At 37.5% G+C, this 19835-nt stretch carries 15 protein-coding genes; 3 read left to right on the top strand and 12 right to left on the bottom strand.

The window, feature by feature from the left end:
• Positions 1-16: 16 nt before the first annotated feature.
• From accD to QMA08_RS05605, 6 genes are all read right to left on the bottom strand, one after another.
• Entirely contained in the window at positions 17-892 is an 876-nt protein-coding gene (gene accD, locus QMA08_RS05630) for an acetyl-CoA carboxylase, carboxyltransferase subunit beta (protein ID WP_007376856.1), read from the bottom strand.
• 155 nt (positions 893-1047) lie between these two features.
• Entirely contained in the window at positions 1048-1842 is a 795-nt protein-coding gene (truA, locus tag QMA08_RS05625) for a tRNA pseudouridine(38-40) synthase TruA (protein ID WP_002958360.1), read from the bottom strand.
• A 278-nt stretch (positions 1843-2120) separates the two neighbouring features.
• Positions 2121-6068: a FimV/HubP family polar landmark protein gene (locus tag QMA08_RS05620; RefSeq protein WP_290173883.1), complete on the bottom strand. Its 3948-nt coding sequence runs from the start codon at positions 6066-6068 to the stop codon at positions 2121-2123.
• Positions 6069-6422: 354 nt separating this feature from the next.
• The gene (locus QMA08_RS05615; RefSeq protein ID WP_290173881.1) at positions 6423-7439 is read right to left on the bottom strand and encodes an aspartate-semialdehyde dehydrogenase; all 1017 of its coding nucleotides are present in this window, start codon (positions 7437-7439) and stop codon (positions 6423-6425) included.
• Positions 7440-7487: 48 nt separating this feature from the next.
• Entirely contained in the window at positions 7488-8609 is a 1122-nt protein-coding gene (locus tag QMA08_RS05610; RefSeq protein ID WP_290173879.1) for a 4-phosphoerythronate dehydrogenase, read from the bottom strand.
• A gap of 255 nt (positions 8610-8864) precedes the next feature.
• Positions 8865-11087, bottom strand: coding sequence for a TonB-dependent receptor (locus tag QMA08_RS05605; RefSeq protein WP_290173878.1), 2223 nt, complete (start codon positions 11085-11087; stop codon positions 8865-8867).
• 409 nt (positions 11088-11496) lie between these two features.
• On the opposite strand from QMA08_RS05605, the gene QMA08_RS05600 reads away from it, so the two are divergent.
• Positions 11497-12087 carry a LuxR C-terminal-related transcriptional regulator gene (locus QMA08_RS05600; protein WP_033022035.1) on the top strand — a complete coding sequence of 197 codons (591 nt, stop codon included), beginning with the start codon at positions 11497-11499 and terminating at the stop codon, positions 12085-12087.
• Here the strand turns inward: QMA08_RS05600 and QMA08_RS05595 are convergent.
• Genes QMA08_RS05595 through QMA08_RS05570 form a run of 6 tightly spaced genes read right to left on the bottom strand, consistent with a single transcriptional unit; the run spans position 12077 to position 17799 of the window.
• Positions 12077-12928 carry a hypothetical protein gene (locus tag QMA08_RS05595; protein ID WP_278382941.1) on the bottom strand — a complete coding sequence of 284 codons (852 nt, stop codon included), beginning with the start codon at positions 12926-12928 and terminating at the stop codon, positions 12077-12079. The genes QMA08_RS05600 and QMA08_RS05595 overlap by 11 nt on opposite strands.
• Complete coding sequence (locus QMA08_RS05590) at positions 12918-15326, bottom strand: fimbrial biogenesis outer membrane usher protein (RefSeq protein ID WP_290173876.1); 2409 nt, start codon at positions 15324-15326, stop codon at positions 12918-12920. The genes QMA08_RS05595 and QMA08_RS05590 overlap by 11 nt, the downstream gene beginning before the upstream one ends.
• A 2-nt stretch (positions 15327-15328) precedes the next feature.
• Complete coding sequence (locus tag QMA08_RS05585; protein WP_259396093.1) at positions 15329-16003, bottom strand: hypothetical protein; 675 nt, start codon at positions 16001-16003, stop codon at positions 15329-15331.
• A 41-nt stretch (positions 16004-16044) separates the two neighbouring features.
• On the bottom strand, positions 16045-16743 hold the full coding sequence (locus QMA08_RS05580; protein ID WP_182673106.1) for a molecular chaperone: 699 nt from the start codon (positions 16741-16743) through the stop codon (positions 16045-16047).
• Positions 16744-16799: 56 nt separating this feature from the next.
• Positions 16800-17276, bottom strand: coding sequence for a hypothetical protein (locus QMA08_RS05575; protein WP_290173874.1), 477 nt, complete (start codon positions 17274-17276; stop codon positions 16800-16802).
• A gap of 52 nt (positions 17277-17328) precedes the next feature.
• On the bottom strand, positions 17329-17799 hold the full coding sequence (locus QMA08_RS05570; protein ID WP_290173873.1) for a hypothetical protein: 471 nt from the start codon (positions 17797-17799) through the stop codon (positions 17329-17331).
• A gap of 466 nt (positions 17800-18265) precedes the next feature.
• Between QMA08_RS05570 and QMA08_RS05565 the strand changes: the two genes are divergently transcribed.
• The gene (locus QMA08_RS05565; RefSeq protein ID WP_290173872.1) at positions 18266-19396 is read left to right on the top strand and encodes a porin; all 1131 of its coding nucleotides are present in this window, start codon (positions 18266-18268) and stop codon (positions 19394-19396) included.
• 12 nt (positions 19397-19408) lie between these two features.
• The gene (locus tag QMA08_RS05560; RefSeq protein WP_002962772.1) at positions 19409-19816 is read left to right on the top strand and encodes a hypothetical protein; all 408 of its coding nucleotides are present in this window, start codon (positions 19409-19411) and stop codon (positions 19814-19816) included.
• The last annotated feature ends 19 nt before the right edge of the window (positions 19817-19835 follow it).

The raw sequence follows: 19835 nt of genomic DNA, 5'->3' as shown, positions 1-19835 counted from the left end.
TCAGTAAAGCTGAAATTTACGCTACTCTATGCTCTTGTTCCGTAGAAGGCAAGTTCATAAATTTAGCTAAAATGCGTGCAAGGGTATCGCGCATTTCACGGCGGTCAATAATCATGTCAATTGCACCGTGTTCAAGCAAAAATTCACTACGCTGAAAGCCTTCAGGTAATGTTTCGCGAACTGTTTGCTCAATAACACGAGGACCTGCAAAACCAATTAACGCTTTAGGTTCTGCAACGTTAATATCGCCCAGCATAGCAAGCGATGCAGATACACCACCCATAGTTGGGTCAGTCATGACTGAAATAAACGGAAGACCTTTTTCAGTCATTTTTGCAAGTGCAGCACTTGTTTTAGCCATTTGCATAAGCGACATAAGCGCTTCTTGCATGCGTGCACCGCCTGATGCAGAAAAACAAATAAGCGGCATGTTATGCTCTAAACATTGATCAACAGCATCAACAAAGCGAGCGCCAACAACAGAAGCCATTGAGCCACCCATAAATGAGAACTCAAATGCTACTGCTGCAACTGGAATGCCTTTTAATCGGCCTTTCATAGCTACAAGTGCATCTTTTTCACCACTTGCTTTTTGGGCTGCACTGATACGATCAGAGTATTTTTTAGAATCTTTAAACTTAAGAATGTCTTTAGGCTCATGTTGTGTGCCAAGCTCTTGACGGTCACCTTCATCTAAAAAGTGCTCCAGGCGCTTACGGCCACTAACACGCATGTGGTGGTCACACTTAGGACATACGTTTAATGACTTTTCTAATTCAGCTTTATATAAAATTGAATCACACGATGTGCACTTAGCCCAAACACCTTCTGGGATTTCTTTACGACCTGATGATTTTGTCGTTTTAGGTAAGATTTTTTCTAGCCAACTCATTTGCAACTCTCTTAATGCTGTTCTGTGTCGCGAGCCTGCCAATAGCAATTAGCAGACAAATTTTTTCAATTAAAACATGAATTACACTAACGCGGTATAAAAAACTGGTCTTAGTAGTTAAAAGTGTTCATAAAAAGTACTAACGACAACCATAACTAAATTTCAGCGTCAGGTAAAAACAATGGACCTAAAGGCATTTTAGGAATATTAAACTCTTCAGGATAATCGACATCAACTAAGTATAAACCTGCAGCTTTAGCTGTAGCACTTGCTTTAGCACGCTCTTTACAATCAAGTAATTCTTTCAACCAAATAGGCTGTTGCTTATGTATGCCAATATCCATCAAGCTCCCCGTTATATTACGCACCATGTGATGTAAGAACGCATTCGCCTTAATATCAATAATAACGTAACACCCTTGGCGCTGTACCGATAAATGATGAATAGTGCGAGTCGGTGTATTCGCTTGACAATGGATCGCTCGAAAAGATGTAAAATCGTGTGTCCCGATCAAATACTGACAGGCTTCCTGCATTTTAACTTCATCTAATGGGTGATGAAAATGCGTAACCCCTTCGCTTAACACTGCTCCTCGAAAAGGAGAGTTATAAATAATATAGCGGTATCGGCGAGCGGTTGCACTAAAACGAGCATGAAAATCGACAGCAACTGGTTGTGCAAAGCGAATAGCAATATCTTTAGGCAATAAGGTATTCATACCCATTGTAAATGCGACCATGTCACGCGAAGCTTCAGTTTCAAAATGTATTATTTGACCTGTACCGTGCACACCCGCATCAGTTCGCCCCGCACATACTACTTCAACTGGGTGATTACAAATACGCGACAATGCCTTTTCTACTTCTTGTTGTACGCTATTTACATGTGATTGACGTTGCCACCCACTATAGCGTACGCCGTTGTATTCAACTCCAAGTGCTACTCGCATAATTACTGCTTTACCTACTGTGCTAATGAACACGGCATTTTATGCTATCTCTCGACGCAATAAAAGGAGGTGTGCGGTAATACCCTTTTTATTAAAAACATGATCATTTTAATGAATCAAATAATTTAATAATCACGATGTAAATTATTCTTTTATAACAATTACATACTATAAAATTCGCTTCATTAATGCGTTGCTTTTCCTTGTATAATTAAACTAACTTCCATAAAAAAACCCTTAATTAGAATAACCAATTAAGGGTTTTTTAAAACAATTTGTTATTTTAGTTTCGCTTTTAAACTAAGTGCCTCTTCTTGAACTTCTTCTGGGCCTTTGTTGATGACATCCTCAATGACCTTGAGCGCAGAATCAAAATCATCAATTTCAATATAAGCACGCGCTAAATCTAGTTTAGCTGAGTAGCCACCACTTTCAGCATCAACATCGGTTGGGTTATCACCAGCAAGTAATGCATCAAACTCACTCAAACCGACATCCATATTAACGTCGGTGTAAGGTTCGTGTTCAAGTTCAGCCTCTTCACTTTCTTCTAATAATGAATCTATATCTACAAATTCATCATTATCAAGTTGCTCAATATCACTACTTTCAACAAGTGGCTCTTTTGTAGTTAATGAGTCATCTTCCTCTAAGTCTTCTTTTAGCAAGCTGTCAAAGTCGACATCAAATTCACTGCTATCCTCAGCACTTAATTCTTCAGGCTCCGCTAACTCACTAAGTAATGAATCAAAATCAGTTTGCGTCAAATTTGACATAAACTCTTCATCAAGTTCATCGTCAGAGCTAATATCAGTGCTACCTGCTTCATCTGAGTTTGTTAACTGTGCTTCGCGCTCTGCATTTGTTTGCTCTTGCTGCTCGTCTGATAACTCATCAGTTAGCGCTTGCTCTAAAATATCTTCGTCAAACTCGACATCTAAGTCAGAAAAATCGTCTTCAATTAAAATTTCATCATCAAAATCGTCTTCTAAACTATCTAAATCAGTATTTTCAGAAAGCGCATTTGATAAGTCCTGCTCAGCTTGGCTGGAAGCGACTCCCGGCGCCTCACCGTCTAAATTATCACCTTGTAATTCTTCGGGGGTAAATGGCAACTCACTTTCTAGTGTTTCTTGAACTTCATCAAGGTTAAGAGGTTTGGTATCCTCTTCTATACTAACTGGTTCAACAAAATCAATTCCGTCATTAATTTCTTGCAGTAAATCATCATCAAACGACTCGTCTTCAACCTTAGCTTCTGATTCAGAGAAGTCATTATCAATTAATAGTTCATCATCAAAATCATCTTCTAAGCTATCTAAGTTAGCATTTTCAGAAAGCGCATTTGCGAGATCTTTCTCTGTTTGACTAAGTGATAATGCATTTTCTTCACTCGGTGCATTTTCTTTAGGTTCTTGCGGCTCAAACGAAGGTTCATTCTCCAATAATGAATGATCATCATCTAATTCAAGTTCAGGATATTCATCTAACTCTTCACTTGGCGTTATAAGATCGCTATCAAGCTGCTCTTCAACTTTTGTAAGATCTGAGTCATCGTCGCCCGCTAACGGATCGTCACCAAGATCTACTTCTATTTCTTCAAGATCGTCGTCAAGCTCATCTAATGACCAATCTGGTGTTTCTATATAGTCATCATCCGTCGCTTGTTGTAGCTCATTTAAAAGCTCATCAACGCTCTTTAAAGTATCATCTGTATATTCTTCAAGCGCATCTTCTGGATCAAGAAGCGACTCTGATGTATCTGAAAAATCATCAACCGTTACATCTATAAGTTCAGGTTCTTCTACAAGCTCAGGTTCTTCTACAAGCTCAGGTTCTTCTACAAGCTCGGGTTCTTCTTCAAGTTCAGGCTCATCGTCAAGCTCAGGCTCATCGTAAAGATCAGGCTCATCGTAAAGTTCAGGCTCATCGTCAAGCTCAGGCTCTTCTTCAAACTTAGGCTCTTCTTCAAGCTCAGGCTCTTCTTCAAGCTCAGGCTCTTCTTCAAGCTCAGGTTCTTCTACAAGCTCAGGTTCATCGTCAAGCTCAGGGGCTTCTTCAAGCGCAGGGGCTTCTTCAAGCGCAGGCTCTTCTTTAGGCTCAGGTTCTTCTACAAGCTCGGGTTCTTCTACAAGCTCTGGTTCTTCTTCAAGTTCAGGTTCTTCTTCAAGTTCAGGCTCTTCTTCAAGCGCAGGCTCTTCTTCAAGCTCAGGCTCATCGTAAAGCGCAGGCTCTTCTTCAAGCTCAGGCTCTTCTTCAAGCGCAGGCTCATCGTAAAGCTCAGGCTCTTCTATAAGCTCAGGCTCTTCTTCAAGCTCAGGTTCTTCTGCAAGTTCAGGCTCATCGTCAAGCTCAGGTTCTTCATTTAATGATGAAGCAAGCGACTCAATATCATCAACATTTAATTCTTCTTGAGCATCTGCTAAATCCTCAACTGAGTCTGCCAATGCATTATCAATTTCTGAATCTCTTACATCTGAATTTTTTACTTCATCATCAATTAAGTTATCTATGTCGTCTAAATCAAAATCATCGCTTTGTTCAACTAATGAATCATCTACAGTATCTACTGCAGCCTCATCAATTAAGCTATCTATGTCGTCTAAATCAAAGTCGTCGCTTTCTTCTAGAAGTTCATCTTCGTCGAGTAACTCTGCATCAAGTGAGTCATCTACCACATCACTTTTTGGGTCATTCGCCTCATCAATTAAGCTATCTATATCGTCTAAATCAAAATCGTCGCTTGTATCAAGTTCAGCTGAAGTGTTATTTGAGGTATCTAATTCTGTTGATGTTTGATCTAATAATTCATCTATATCAAAATTATCTTCATCTGCAAGCTCTTCACTTAAAGCCGCCATTTCATCATGAGATTCTAAGCTGTCATCCTCTAAAGCTTCGCTTGTTTGCGGTGCATCAAATTCAGGTAGACTATCGTCTTCATCAAACAAGCTATCTAAATCGTCATTAGTTAGGATTTCATCATTGTTAATTGAGTCATCAGATAAGTCTAAATCTATATCTTCAGCGTTTTCATCTGAAGGTTGATCAAACCCTTGCTGCATAAAAATATCGAGCTCATCATCGTCATCGGTATTTTCATCATCAAAAACAATGTCATCGCTTAGCAAGCTTTCGAGCTCATCCTGATCAAGTAAATTTTCGTCGCCAGAAAAATCATCTAAGCCGTCGTCTAAATCATCATTAGGCAACATATCACTTTCGAGACTATCATCTAATTGAACACTCAAGTCATCTAAAGGGTCAGGTACAATTGGATCGTCATTTAAGCTTGGGCCTAAATCATCATCGCCAGCATAGGTTGGGGTGTGTGGTAAAAAGTCATCATCGTTTTGCGGCTCTTCTTGATTACTTGCTCGTTTGCGTAAAAACATAACGATTGCAAAAATAATCAGTAACCCAGGAATAAACATTAACAAGCCCAGTACTATGGGATTTGAAAATAATGAGCCAAAATCAAATGACTCTTTTGGTATTACTTCTTGTTTTTTTTGTTGGGCAATAATCTCGTTTTGTTTAACAATGAGTTCTTTTAACTGATTTTGAATTTCGCTGTCTTGTCCTAATTGCAAACGTAAGTTTTCGAGCTCTTTTGATATTCCTGATAACTGTTTTTTAAGATTATTATTTTCAACTAAAATCTCTTCTACATTACTAACTGAGCTTTTAAACTGTTGTTGTAACTCAACTAGCTTAGTACCTTGCTCTGTTTTTATTTCATTTAATTCTTTCTGTATCTCTTTTTTAGCATCGTCTACATCAATTTTACGCGCTTGAGTTACTTTTGTTTGCGCTGAGTTAATTTCGCTTTGTGTAAGCGTGCCATTTTTTTTCTTTTCCCATAATGCATCATCTTGCTCAGAGCGTTGCTTTGCGAGCTGCGTATTTACAGCTTTTATTTCGGCTAAGGTAGGGATTTTTAAATAGGCACCATTTTGAATGTGGTTAAGATTTTGTTCTAAAAATGAATCGGGATTTTTGTTATACAAAGCCTGCATAACTTGATAAATACTGACAGAATTGTCTGGGCGCACTTTAGCTGCTATACGCCAAAGCGTATCAGTTGGTTTAATTGGCCCAATTGATCGCCCTTGCGCACCATAGTCAACGCCTTTAGGCCCCTTTAATTGGGTACTGTCCTGAGAGTAAACTGGCGTTACTATCAATGCAGACGCTAATATAATAAGTGTAGCTAAACCGCGCATGCTGATCCTTTAATATTTAAATATTAATAAAACACCTAAAACTTAAGTGCATAAATATTGTTTATTATTGCTATTATCAGCCAAATGACTGACTCGCATTTATTATTACAATCTATTTTTATTGCAAGCTCTATTCCAATTACAAACTATAAACCAGTTAGAGCGTAATATCCATCGCAACACCTTGAAAATAAATGCCTTAAAACATCTTTATAAATATTAATTTATTGAGTGTTATCAATCAGTTTTTGTATTTTTAAAATTAAACGGCAAAAATTTGACAAGCCATATAAACAAAAAGCGGCAAACAACTACTGTTTACCGCTTTAAAAGCATGTTTAGCGCAATTAACTATTACATGTAATTGGCAATAAGCTCTTCTGCAATTTGAATGCTATTAGTTGCAGCACCTTTACGAGTGTTGTCACTTACAACCCACATGTTTAGTCCATGAGGATGAGAAATATCAGCACGTAATCGACCTATATACACAGTATCGTTACCACTAGCGTCAGACACTGCTGTTGGGTAGTCACCTTCATCATCAATTAGCTCGACACCAGGCGCATCTTTTAAAAGTTGCTTAACGCGTTCAAAGTCATAAGGCATGCGCGTTTCAATATTAATTGATTCTGAGTGCCCAAAAAATACGGGAACACGTACACACGTTGGGTTCACTGCAATAGTGGTATCACCCAAAATTTTATGAGTCTCGTTTACCATTTTCATTTCTTCGCGCGTATAGCCATTATCTTCAAAGCTATCAATTTGAGGAATAACGTTAAATGCAATTTGCTTTGGAAATACTTTATTATCCATAGGGCGTGCATTCATCAAATTAGCTGTTTGCTTTGCAAGTTCATCAACCGCGTCTTTACCTGCACCCGATACAGCTTGGTAAGTAGATACGTTAATGCGGTCTATTCCGTAAGCATCATAAATTGGTTTAAGTGCTAACATCATCTGAATAGTTGAACAGTTAGGGTTAGCAATAATATTACGATTTCTAAAATCAGCTAGGCTTGAAGCATTAACTTCTGGCACCACGAGTGGGATTTCAAAATCATTTCTAAAGTGCGATGTATTATCGATTACAATACAGCCGGCATCAGCAGCAATAGGAGCATATTTTTCAGATACACTGCCACCAGCAGAAAACAAACCTATATGCGCTTGGCTAAAGTCAAAGCCTTCAACGTCAAGTACTTCAATGGTCTCACCACGAAACTTTATATCTTCACCTGCGCTGCGGCTGCTAGCAAGTAAAAAAAGCTGATCAACAGGAAACTTACGATCTGCTAGCGTTTCAATGATTTGACGGCCTACTAAACCAGTAGCGCCAAGTACGGCAACGTTATATTTTTGCGACATATTTCTTCCTCTATAAACGACATTAAAACAACATCGTTAGTTAAATAATTATTCAGCTATGCTAAAGCCAAGCTGGCTAAGTGCTGCTAGTTGTGGGCTATCACCTTGTAGAAATAAGGTGCTAAATTCTCGCCTTATAGGATAGTTTTTACGTAAACTATCAAAACCGTCGCTCTCTAGACGACGAAGTAATATTCCGTCATCGCGGCGAACGTCATAAATTAAATGCACTAAACGAGCAATATCTTGCTCATTAAGGCTTTGCGTAACAGTTGCATTTGTAACGGCTGGTGTTGGTAAAAAATCATCCAACGATTTAATCGCCTCAACACCTTTGAGCTGACACAGTTTTTGATACAACATTTGTGTACCACGAGCTTTCCCCTCAAGTGTATGCCCTGCAATATGCACACTAGCGTAACGAACATGCTCTAGTAATTCAGTTAAAATATTGGGTTCTTTCTCCCATACATCAAGTACTAAATCTAAATCAGCCCCAGCTTCCATTACCTCAAGCAATGCTTGGTTATCAATTACATCGCCACGGCTTGCATTAATTAGCGTGGTTCCTGGCTTAAGTGCTTTTAAACGCTCTTTACCCATCATGTGCAGTGTTTTATGCTCGCCACTTTTAACAAGGGGAACGTGAAAAGTAACAGCATCTGACTGCTCTAATAACTCATCAAGCGCTACATGCTCTTGTAATAAGCCTTGTTCGTGCTTAATCGGATCGCACAGCAGTACAACTACGTTTAATGCTTTTAATTTTTGCGCCAAACATGTACCAATGTTGCCCATCCCTACAATACCAATTGTTTGACCACACAATGGACGCGCATTTTCTTGGCTTAATGCAAATAAGCTACTAATTACATATTCAGCTACAGCAACAGCATTACAACCAGGTGCACTTGTAAAAGCAATATTTCTATCATGCAGTAATTGCGTATCAATATGGTCAATGCCGATTGTGGCAGTACCTACAAAGCTCAACTTGTTAGCTTGTACCAAAAGTTCATGATTAACATTTGTCACCGAACGAGTAAGAAGAACATCTACATCTATTAATTGTTCAGGCGTTAATTTACGACCATCAAAACGCTCAACCTCACCAAAGTCTGCAAAGTACTGCTCAACTAAAGGCATATTTTGATCGGCAAGAATTTTCATTACAGAGTCCGTTTGGCAATTAAGAGGCGCCATTGTAGCGAACAACCTAGCCTTTACACAAACTAAAAAGGCGCATTTTAGTTAATACAAAGACTCAAAAATGGGGATGTGGATTGTTTTAAATCAGCAATTAAAATTAGGAATTTAAACGATGCAAATAATAACCTTACTATTGAATACATAAAGGCCGAATCACAGCATGATTCGGCCTTTATTATGCAAAATAAACTTCAATTACATTTACTTGATTTTAGTTTATAGCTCAAAATCTTTTTTGAATTTCAAACCAAATTCACTTCGATCATTACTGCGCATTACGCCAACAAAACCTGATTGTTGTAGACGACCAACATCGTAAACTTCGTTTAGAACGTTTTCACCATACAGTGTAATTTCCATATCGCCATATGGATTAGTGTAGGAAATATTAAAACCAACTAGTTCACGAGAATCAATGGTCTCACTTTGGTTATAAACTGATTGCCCTTGCATTTCGCTTCGGTACGAATAATTAGCATTAAACGCAAGTGTTGCGCCGCTCTCTAAATCCATAAAGTAAGAAGGTGCAACCATGACAGTCCAGCGTGGTGTAAGTGCTGGTGAATCGCCTTTACCTATACCTTGTACACCCTCAGCCACTTCTGTTATTTCAGAATCTAAATAACCAACTGCACTGCGAATAGTAAAGTCATCAGTAATAGCGACGGTTGTTTCAAGCTCAATACCTTGCGCTTTAGACTGACCCGCATTTTCTACAATTGTTACGAAACCGCCACCTGCTGTTGGGTCTGAAAACGGTAATGCTAAATCAGTGTAATCAGTCACAAATACCGCAAGCATCATAGATACATTTTCGTGTACTTGGCCTTTTAGACCCATTTCGTAGTTAATCGCTTTCGTTTCGTCAAATGATACAAACTGGTCTGGTCCACCAAATGGGCGCGGTGGAAAACCGCCTGTTTGGTAGCCTTTTTGAATCTGGCCATACACATTCATATTATTGCTAAGCTGATAAGATGCATTTACATCCCAGGTAACTGCATCAAAATCTGCACTTACATACTTACGAGTAGGAAATGATGGGAATATAGCATTTGCATCTTTTTCATCTTTTGAATAACGAAGACCACCACCTACCGTTAAATCGTCAGTTAAATCGTAGCTTGCATTAAAGTAGGCTGCGTAAGAATTAGTTTCTTGGTTAATTTCAAAATCGCCGTAACCACCAAATGATTCTGTTACTCCGTCATTCAATAAGCCATTGGGTGTATTAAATGGGCTGAATACAAATGGGCCTGAACGTGTAAAGCCATCTTCATTAAAAAAGTAAAGGCCTGACACAAAGTCCATATTATCAAATGTGGCATTTAGTTGAATTTCAAACGAGTACTGATCAGCTCCGCCCTCTTCTGGAAACTCAGATAAGTTTAAAGGTGATGCATCGTCATCTAGGCCACCTTCATACTCAGATGTACGGTAGCTTGAGATAAACTTAGTAGTATAAGTATCGTTAATTGCCCAATCAGCCGAGAACGATGTGCCCCAACCTGAGTAAGAAGTTGATTCAATACCTGCAACGGTTGTACCTAAATCATCAGGGTCTGATGGAATTAAATCTTGAGTCAATAATGGGAAGTCGCCATTAAACACATCGTTTGCATCTAGCGGGTCAGTTAATTCAATTGTGTAAGGCGATTGACCTGACTCGTTATCAACTCCATCTAAAGCAAAAGTGAATGCTAAATCGCTGTTCGCTTGCCATTTAAAGGCTACACGACCACTAAATTCTTCTTCCTCACCAATTTCTTTCTCTGGATTTGCTAAATTAACAGCTTCACCAACACCATCACGTGTTTTGTAAGATGCACTCGCAGACATGCTTAGTTCATCGTTTAGTGAGTTATTAAAATAAACATCACCAGCAATACGTCCACGACTTCCCAGCTTAGCTGAAGTAGTTACAATACCTTCATCACCAGGTTGCTTTGTAATTACATTTACAGCGCCACCTAATGTATTACGACCATACAAAGTACCTTGTGGACCACGAAGCACTTCAACACGCTCAACATTAGGTAATGATAAATTAGAACCCATTTGACGACCTAAATAAACGCCATCTAAGTATACACCTACACCTGGATCAGTAGTTATTATGTGATCTTGCAGACCAATACCACGAATAAATACAGACGCATGTGCTGCATTACCAACACCGTAACGGGTGATGTTTAAGTTTGGAACATATTTACCAATATCTTCAAGATTACTCATATTAGCTTTATCAATTAGGTTCGCCCCAATTGATGTGATAGCGGTTGGAGATTCAAATAAGCTCTCTGTACGTTTACGAGCTGTGACCTCGATTTTTTCAAACGCGTCTTGTTTTGCTGTTGTTTTGGCTTCTTCAGCATTTACTGAGGTAGATAGTGCAGCGACAATTGCTAGGCTTAACTGTGAGAGTGTGCGTAGTTTCAAAATATTCTCCAAAGGATACCGTGTGATTTTTGTTATGCTTTTATATTGATAATATAAATTTTAGGCATAAAAAAAGACGCTAAATAGCATCTTTCCTCTGGACAGGTATTATATGACATTATTGTGAATAAATGTATAAAATTATTTAAATAAATTCATAGAAAATGACAGTAATTTAAGCATTGTTAGCTTTAAATGAATTATCATAAATAAACCCCTTTGATATTTACCTCAGTAATAAACTGTTTTAAAACAAAAAATCGCATAAATACCATTTTAGAAAGCGCATAAAATATACTTATACATGTACTTAAGTGTATAAAAAAAGAGCTAGAACACGTTCAGCTATCATTGAAATTAACCAAAAATAAGAATATAGTGCTAAAATGTAGTCTATGGATAGAATATTATGAATATTGAAAATACAGCCAATAAAAGCCCCACATGCTTCACCAGCCCAAATTACACGTCACTTTTTTGTGTTGCAGCTGACTTCAACGTCCTACTTGTCAATTATCAAGCTTTAAACGTCATTATCAACCATGAACTTATAAATCAGTTTATGCTAAAAAACGGTCATCAAGGCCTCGTTATTTTTGACGTGCCCAAAGACGGTGATGTTTTGGCATTAAAAGAGTGGCCTAATTTAAAAGGTTTGTTTTATGAAGGCACTGACGAAGTACTACTGCAGCAAGGATTAGAAGCAATAGAACAAGGAAAACTTTGGTTTCCACGTGCGGTAACTGATGGTTGGATGAGACAAATGCTAGCGAGTGAACAACAAACTGCGCTGCAATCAAATAACTTAACCTGCAAAGAAATGAAAGTATTAAACTTGTTATTTTCTGGCTTACATTCAAGCGCAATTGCAGACACTTTATTTATCAGTGAAGCTACAGTTCGTGTACATTTACACAAAGTGTATCAAAAAATCGCTGTAAAAAACAAGCAACAGGCATTACTTTGGTGTAAGAAAAACTTAAGTAAGATCAATAGTTGAGCGGGCTTATTTGAAACCTGATTGTATCTGAGTACTCACCGGCAGCTTGCCTTTCGAAATCATTTAATTGAATTTTTAAAGGTAATAGATAAACGGTTTGTCCTGAGTATGTAAATTTATGTTGTGATAAGTTATCTAGTTGAAGCCAACTTCCAGCCAGATCTAGACTGTAATTAATTGCATATTTGTCTCTATAGAGACTATGTATTAATTTACCATTATTATCTGAACTTACAGACAATTGAACATCTGAATTAGTAACGACTTGTAAACTAGGTAACATAGTGTATTCCTTACTCGGAATTAGTTCTCCCAAATTGATAGTATTTGAAAATGTATTATACCCAAGTACAGAAAGACTTGTCCTAGGGGCAATATTTTCTTGAATACTATATTCTCGCTCATCTAATAACTTACTCCCCTGATCATATAATTTCATTTGGAGCCTATCTGAGTATATACCTGCTTTAATTGGTGTTCCTGACGGTAGGACTAATGTCAATATCGTCGAAGAATCAGTAAAGTTTAACTTTAAAGTTGATGAGCTGACTAACTTACTTTGTATACTCTGCATCTCGTAGGGAATACTTTGAAATTGCCCTTTTAGCTGAGCTTGATTCTCACTTGTTAGCACGAGTTGTAATTGACAGCTTTCATCATTAGTGACGCTTATCCGTAGCTCTTTCTTAGAGTCTACTTGCTGTAAGGCATGGTAGCTTTCAAAATCATCATAAATATGTTCAATCTTATCGAACCTAGCGGCGCATTGCGCATGAATTAAGGGCGTAAAAATAAATAGTGCTAAACCACCCAATAATAAACTTACTTTTTTATTGTACATAAATAGCTCCTTTGCGCTGTAATTGATCACCTTCAGATACTTGAATCGTAAAATGTGACTTTTCTGCATTCTTAAGTGTAATTTTATAATTACAGGCGGTTAAACCAGTTAATGCAAATCGTCCTTTTTTATTCGTAAAAAATGTATGCTCTTTCTTACTACTATTATCTAAACAAATAGCTGTGCCTACCTGTAATGATAAGGGTTTTTTTTGTTGATCATACAAAGTCGCAATCACTGATATGTTTGCAGCAGTCCCTATTGTGATTGCATGACCTGTTCGATAAGGTGAGTAAAGGGTAATTATGCCAGAACCAATATCATACCCCGGCTCTAAGTTATCAATATCGACTGTAACGTTGGTTGAGGCATATGAACTAATATCATTTAATAAAATAGTTTCGAAGTCTTCATTATCAGCCCTATAGTTATCCTCATATTGTCCCAAGGTGATCTTTTTTCCTCTGAGGCTAGAGTGAGGCTCTATCAAAGCAAAGCTATCGTATATGGGTTTCCCAACAGCCCAACTCTTATCTGCAAATGCTATGCTTGATGCCAAGCTTAATCGGCTCTGATGGTAAGCTGAGGCCTCATTAAATTGCTCGTAAAAACTCCCATGATCAAAGTTCATAACAAAACGATTCGCGTTATATTGAGTATTTAAATCAAAAACAGCTTCATTTTGATCATTTTTTTCAAGCCCAGCTCTTATATTCAAAGCTCCAACATAGCGCTGATTACTATCTTGAGAGAATTCTAAGCGTGTTTTATCCTGCCTAGATTGATGAGATAATTTAGCCCGCCGAGTATTGGAAAACTTATAAGTGACAGACAACCTTACATCCCATTGACTTTCTTCAGCGAGACCCTCCCACTGCCCACCTAAACTATATCTCCATTGGCTATTATCGATCTCACCAGAAAAACTAACTCCAACTGATTTATCAAATTGAGCTTCATCATATGACCTTGATAAACTTGTAAAAAAAGATGTTTGCGTATTCTCTCCCCAAAAAAAACTATAATTAGCCTGAATATAATGCTCTCTTAAGCGAGAACTAGATTGAGAATCAGGTCGATAGCCAAGACCTGTAAAATATCTTGATGAGTATTCATAACCCACCGTAATGTCAGTGTTATTATCACTATGATTTCTATAGTTACTATAAACAATGCGATAAGCATGACCTTTTTTTTCATTGAAACTTATCGCATTTTCAAACGCAATTTGTCCAACTGCAGCTGCATAAATATTTTTAAAACCAATCTGCTGAGAATACTCATCACCTTGTACTGCCGCACCGGCTGTCCAGCTAGGTGTAATGCCATAATCAAGATAAAAGCTAGCTAGTGGCTCGTCGTAATCATAATCTAGCTCACTACCTAAGCGTGAGGGAACGCCTAAATGAAACTCATACTCCAGTTGCCCTTGAGCAAAAAGATCTAAACCGGTCGTTACATCAAAATCAACAAAACGGACAACTCCTGCTATATCAGTAATCCTCAAAGTAATATTATTACTTCCTTCATTAAGGGGAATATCATCAAGAGAATATATACCTGCGGCTAAATTAAGTTTTTGTACTATCCGCTCGCCAACTAATACCTCAACAGAGGATGGACTCTCCAAGGTAAAACTACGTGAAGCGCTGGGCCTAATAGGCCTGTCAGAAACTAGAGAAAAATCATGTGAAAGCGACAAACCTAGTACCCGTGCTGTTGATTGAAAGTAACTACCTGAACTATAATTATCACCAATGGATATCCGAAGCCCACTAAGCGGTAGGTCATGTATTACACGAGTACCTAAGCGCCTAATATTTGATGAAGTAGGAGCTACTTCAGATAAATACTCCACTTCGTTTTCTAAAACCCACCCTTCCCAACTCGCTACCATTTCAGAGCGAATAGCTAAGAGGTCATCTGTTGTATTCTCGCCTTTATCTTGCTGATACAAATAACTTGAATAAGCATTAAAAAATCCACTCAGTTTAGCAGGTGCAGATGCTGTTAAATTCCTCGAATCTGATTTTAAACTTAGCTGTTGAGGGCGAGTCAATGTAAGAGGTACTGATATTGCTAAGCTAAAATCACTCATATCGAATGAAATATTATATCCAAATAACTCTAATGCTTTTGTATCAATAATGTTTTTATTAACTTTAGACTCTAAAGAATCAAAATCCTCTGAAAATAAAAGTCGTTCAAATGAAGCTTTAATTTCACTCCATTTAAGTGATAAATTATCATTTGGATCAACTGCAAGAGTTATTTTGCCAATAGCATTTTTATTCAGCTCTGCCTCAACGCTGAGTTCGATGGTTCTTTTAGACGGGTTAATTTTTGAATAACATAATTGAGTAAAGCTCAATAAGAATATGCATAATAAAACTCGCATAACTAGCGAGCCAGCACTAAACGTAAATGATTTAAGCTTCCTCTCTGTAAAGATTGCGGAATTGGGACTTTTATAACACTGGTGCTATTAGGAGCAAAAAAAACATCGTATCCGTTTGCTTTTAATTGATCTTTTAAAATTCGATCGCTTAGAGTTTTATTTTTAGTAATTTTTATTTCATAATCACTTAATCGTCCTGCCCCTTTTCCTTCATTTAATACTTCAGTGACAATAAAGCCATCTTCAACGTGAGGCTCTTTTATAGTCAGTTTAGGAACTAATCTAGGCTGGTCTAAATGAACAATTAAATTTACATTTAACAGCATTGTTAGTTGTGACTGTTTATCTATAGACTGGTTTACAATGGGCTGCTCAATCAAGCTAACTTGATAGCTTTTATCTGTACTAGGAAGTTTTTTATCTAACCATCTAAATTGCAACTGTTGGCTTTGCCCTGGTTGCAAAAATAGTGATGGAGGAAAAACCCACAATGGAGAATCATCTAAAGAAATTAATTTAGGCGTGCCTTGAGAAAAGTCAATTTCGTAAATTTGGATATCAAAAGCAATGTCTCTTGGTAATTGATTATGAACCAAGCTAGAAGCATTATTTGAACGACTATCAGGAGAGAAAGTAACCACCATAGGCGTTACTTCCACAGCAAAAACAGGTGTCATTACAATTACATATATAAAAAAGTAACTGCATATCCGCAGCATTAAAAATTGACCTCTAAATCACTGCTTGCTGCATTAAACCTTGTTGGAATTTTTATTGAAACCTCACGGCTAGATTTAGGTAATAAAATTTTTCCAGTCAATGCTTTACTCAATTCAGCCCCTTCTAATAATAGCTGTTGTTCATCACCTTTAATAAGCCACTGTGCCTGAGATAAACGGATATATTTATTACCAGTATTCTCTAGTAGTACACTCCATGTTTCTGTATCTACTTGACGTTTATTTTTAATTAATAATTTTGCCTCCGCACCTTTGGGAACAACATTAAACAAAGTTCTAAAGCTAACTGACATACCTACGCCTGATTGCCCCGCCTTTTCTAAATCAACAGATGCCTGATCAATGGCTACACGGTACGCTTTTGAGTTTTCTAATATTGGTTCCCCAATATATCGAACAATTACTGATTGACTTTGCCCAGACGGAATAATCGTAGTCATCGGAATAATTAAAAAGTCATCGTCGTTTGCTTTTAATGTTTCATCGCCATTAGGGTCAATTAGTAAATCAAACGCAGATATCTCAATAGTTAAAGGACTGTCTGAAGGGTTTGATATACGAATGGTTTGCTGTGATTGGCTACCTGAAGACTCTAGCTCCGCGACCATTGGCTTAACTTGAAAAGCCCCTGTAGAATATGAAGTTAACAACACTATAATTAGAAATATATAACGCATATAAAATCCCTCTTAATGAAGTAAAAGGCAGTAGCTACTGCCTTTTACTATGCTGCTTAGTTAGCTGTTATTGCCAACATAAGTGTATCAGCGTAAGTACCTGCATAAACTGGTGCTTGTGTTACAGTTAGTAATATATTTCCAGCTACGCCACCGGCTGCAAGAGTTGGTGAACCAGGACGACTTTGCGATTCTGACTGATCATTTTGGCCATTCTCAGCAGAAAGCGTAAAATCAAATGTATCTGCAGTTAACTTGGCAGTATAGCCGACACCACGATCTTCATGGTCAGCATTTTGTAAGTGCCCTTCAGACGTTGTTAATGACATTGTTGCACCATCAACATCATTACACTGCAAATCAAAGCCTACATTTTTAGTAGCACCTTCTGACAATGTTTGAAAGAATTGTGTAGTGTTGATGTTGCTCACCCCACAAACCGATGACACTGAACCGCCTACATTTAGATTTTCAGCAAATGCTGCGCCAGATGTTAGAGTTGCGATTGCTGATAACACGATTAACTTTTTCATTTTAATATTCCTTATCCATGTGACATATTTGTTTTAATTAATAGTTAGTGTTTTACCAAACTCCACCAGATACAACCGATGGTGTCATTTCTATGCGGAGCACATCCTGGTAACTACCTGCATAAATTAAAGGCTTATCTAGTTTTAGTTGTAATTTAGCTACGCTGTTAAATAGAATCTCATCAACATCAAAATTGTAGATAGATTTAAGTTCAAGTGCCGTTGCAGAAACTTCGCTTGAAACGCCCTCTATTGACCAATTCAGGTTATAAGCATTTATTTGAGTACTTTGCTGATGGCGCAGGCCACCATTTTCAGATTGCATTGATACTCGCATAGGTGAATTGCAATTAATCACTAGCTTTGTACTCGCGAGGCCATCTGAAGAAAAGTGAAGGTTATTGTTTTGTGTAGTAAAGCCGCACACTGGTGAGATAAAACCTACCAAAGTTAAACTTACTTCATCGTTACTGTATGCATTCATTGCAAAGAAACATAACAAAAACCATATTACCTTCTTCATCCGCGCCATCTCCTTTGACCGACCTCGCTAAGACAAGACTGATACTATGATAAATTTGCCGTTTAGAAAGTTGTTATTTGCTTATGACTAGCTTTACTTATTGATAATTTCAACTATGGGAGATATACAAAAATATAAACATTTAAACTAAATAGTTTACTCAAAATCGATAGAGTGGAAGATTAAAGGCTCTATGAAGCAATAAATACAATACTTACGACTTATCAGTTACCTTAAAAAGTTATAAGCAAAAATAAAAAAGTTACTACCCACATATTTAGAGACCCAAATCTGACACTAAACATTTTTAAACATAAAATATTTGCATCTAATTTATAAAAAAAAACAATAATACTAATTAAAATTAAAATAAAAAACTTAAACTATTCTAATTATTAGATAAATAGAAGTTATGGACCTATAATAATAAAGAAATCAACATCCAAATAACAAATAGGAAATATATATGAAAAAGCTATCTGTAGCAGTAGCTGTATGTGCTGTACTTGCATCTAGCTATGCAAGCGCTGAAGTACGTATTAATGGTTTTGCATCTATCGTGGGTGGTAAAAGCCTAGACAGTGATCAAACCTTATACGGATATGACGACGATATCTCATTTAAAAATGAGAGTAAGTTCGCTTTACAACTATCTGCTGATCTTCAAGAGAAGCTAACGGCTACGGCTCAAATTATTGCGCGTGGAGAGGACGACTTTGACGCCACATTCGAATGGGCATATGTAACTTATGAATACAGCGATGAACTGCAATTTAGCGCTGGTAAAATGCGTGTTCCTTTCTATAAATACTCAGATTTCTTGGATGTTGGCTATGCTTATCGCTGGGTACGTCCACCTCGCTCAGTATACGGTATCCCATTTTCGACTTATGAAGGCTTGAGTGTTGTTTACAACAATCAATTAGGAGATTGGGACTCTACTTTGCAAGGGTTTTATGGCGCTTTTGATGGCGATATAGATGTATTTGGAGATAGCTTACCTGCTGAGTTAAATAATTTAGGCGGTATAAACTTGAGCCTATCATACGACTGGTTCAGTGCACGAGCTGCATATATTGTGGCCGACACTAGCATTTCATCTAATGACAGCGGTTTAATTGGACTTGTTGAAGTACTTAATACTAACGGTTTAACGAGCACAGCAAATGATCTTATTACTGACGAAGATGAAACAACTTTTGTTGGTATTGGCTTCTCTATTGACTATGATAACTTCTTATTTGATGCTGAATATACACAGTTTGAAGTAAAGGGAAGTATTTTGGCTGAACAATCACAATACTATGCCTCTGCCGGTTATCGTATAGACGATGTTATTGTTCACTTCACCTATGAAAAAAATGATGATAAACATGATTCGTCACGTTTTAATACTCTTGAATCAATTCCTTTATTAAACACTACAGTGAACTTTGCCCTAGAGAGCATGCGTGCAGAGAGTAACGTATACACAATTGGCGCACGTTATGACTTCCACCCTTCAGCTGCATTTAAAATTGACTTTAGTCGATTTGATGATGACATCACTGACACTGAAACGGATGTAGTAGCCGTTGGTGTTGATTTAGTATTTTAATTGGAGCGGAATATGAAAAAATTAATCCTAGCTAGTGCGCTTTCATTATGTTCTTTCGGTGCTTTGGCTGAAGTTGCAGTAATTGTAAATCCTGGGAATGCAAATGCACTCGATGCAGAGACTATTAAGAAAATTTACTTAGGAAAGGCCAAGTCGTTTGATAACGGCAATAAGGTCAACCCAGCAACTCAAAACGGTACCGCTATTGCTGATGAATTCAATTCTAAAGTGGTAGGTAAATCGAGCAGCCAATTAAATGCCTATTGGTCAAAACTTGTTTTTACAGGTAAAGGGACACCGCCTGAAAAGTTTGATTCAGATCAAGCTGTCATTGACTTTGTTGCCGCTAATGGTGATTCAATCGGCTATATAGATAGCAGTAAAGCAACTGATAAAGTTAAAGTGATTGCTACCTTTTAATTGCTATTATTAAATAAAA

The sequence above is a fragment of the Pseudoalteromonas sp. APC 3355 genome (assembly GCF_030407615.1).
GTDB classification, from domain to species: domain Bacteria; phylum Pseudomonadota; class Gammaproteobacteria; order Enterobacterales; family Alteromonadaceae; genus Pseudoalteromonas; species Pseudoalteromonas distincta.
Note: the sequence above shows the minus strand (reverse complement) of the source record. Positions and strands in the feature narration are given on the sequence as shown.

What these genes read in the sequence shown, in the direction of transcription:
- QMA08_RS05595 (WP_278382941.1), bottom strand. Translation starts at nt 12,928, where the DNA reads ATGTACAATAAAAAAGTAAGTTTATTATTGGGTGGTTTAGCACTATTT.
- QMA08_RS05580 (WP_182673106.1), bottom strand. Translation starts at nt 16,743, where the DNA reads ATGCGTTATATATTTCTAATTATAGTGTTGTTAACTTCATATTCTACA.
- QMA08_RS05570 (WP_290173873.1), bottom strand. Translation starts at nt 17,799, where the DNA reads ATGAAGAAGGTAATATGGTTTTTGTTATGTTTCTTTGCAATGAATGCA.
- truA (WP_002958360.1), bottom strand. Translation starts at nt 1,842, where the DNA reads ATGCGAGTAGCACTTGGAGTTGAATACAACGGCGTACGCTATAGTGGG.
- QMA08_RS05585 (WP_259396093.1), bottom strand. Translation starts at nt 16,003, where the DNA reads ATGACACCTGTTTTTGCTGTGGAAGTAACGCCTATGGTGGTTACTTTC.
- QMA08_RS05575 (WP_290173874.1), bottom strand. Translation starts at nt 17,276, where the DNA reads ATGAAAAAGTTAATCGTGTTATCAGCAATCGCAACTCTAACATCTGGC.
- QMA08_RS05590 (WP_290173876.1), bottom strand. Translation starts at nt 15,326, where the DNA reads ATGCGAGTTTTATTATGCATATTCTTATTGAGCTTTACTCAATTATGT.
- accD (WP_007376856.1), bottom strand. Translation starts at nt 892, where the DNA reads ATGAGTTGGCTAGAAAAAATCTTACCTAAAACGACAAAATCATCAGGT.
- QMA08_RS05610 (WP_290173879.1), bottom strand. Translation starts at nt 8,609, where the DNA reads ATGAAAATTCTTGCCGATCAAAATATGCCTTTAGTTGAGCAGTACTTT.
- QMA08_RS05560 (WP_002962772.1), top strand. Translation starts at nt 19,409, where the DNA reads ATGAAAAAATTAATCCTAGCTAGTGCGCTTTCATTATGTTCTTTCGGT.
- QMA08_RS05600 (WP_033022035.1), top strand. Translation starts at nt 11,497, where the DNA reads ATGAATATTGAAAATACAGCCAATAAAAGCCCCACATGCTTCACCAGC.
- QMA08_RS05565 (WP_290173872.1), top strand. Translation starts at nt 18,266, where the DNA reads ATGAAAAAGCTATCTGTAGCAGTAGCTGTATGTGCTGTACTTGCATCT.
- QMA08_RS05615 (WP_290173881.1), bottom strand. Translation starts at nt 7,439, where the DNA reads ATGTCGCAAAAATATAACGTTGCCGTACTTGGCGCTACTGGTTTAGTA.
- QMA08_RS05620 (WP_290173883.1), bottom strand. Translation starts at nt 6,068, where the DNA reads ATGCGCGGTTTAGCTACACTTATTATATTAGCGTCTGCATTGATAGTA.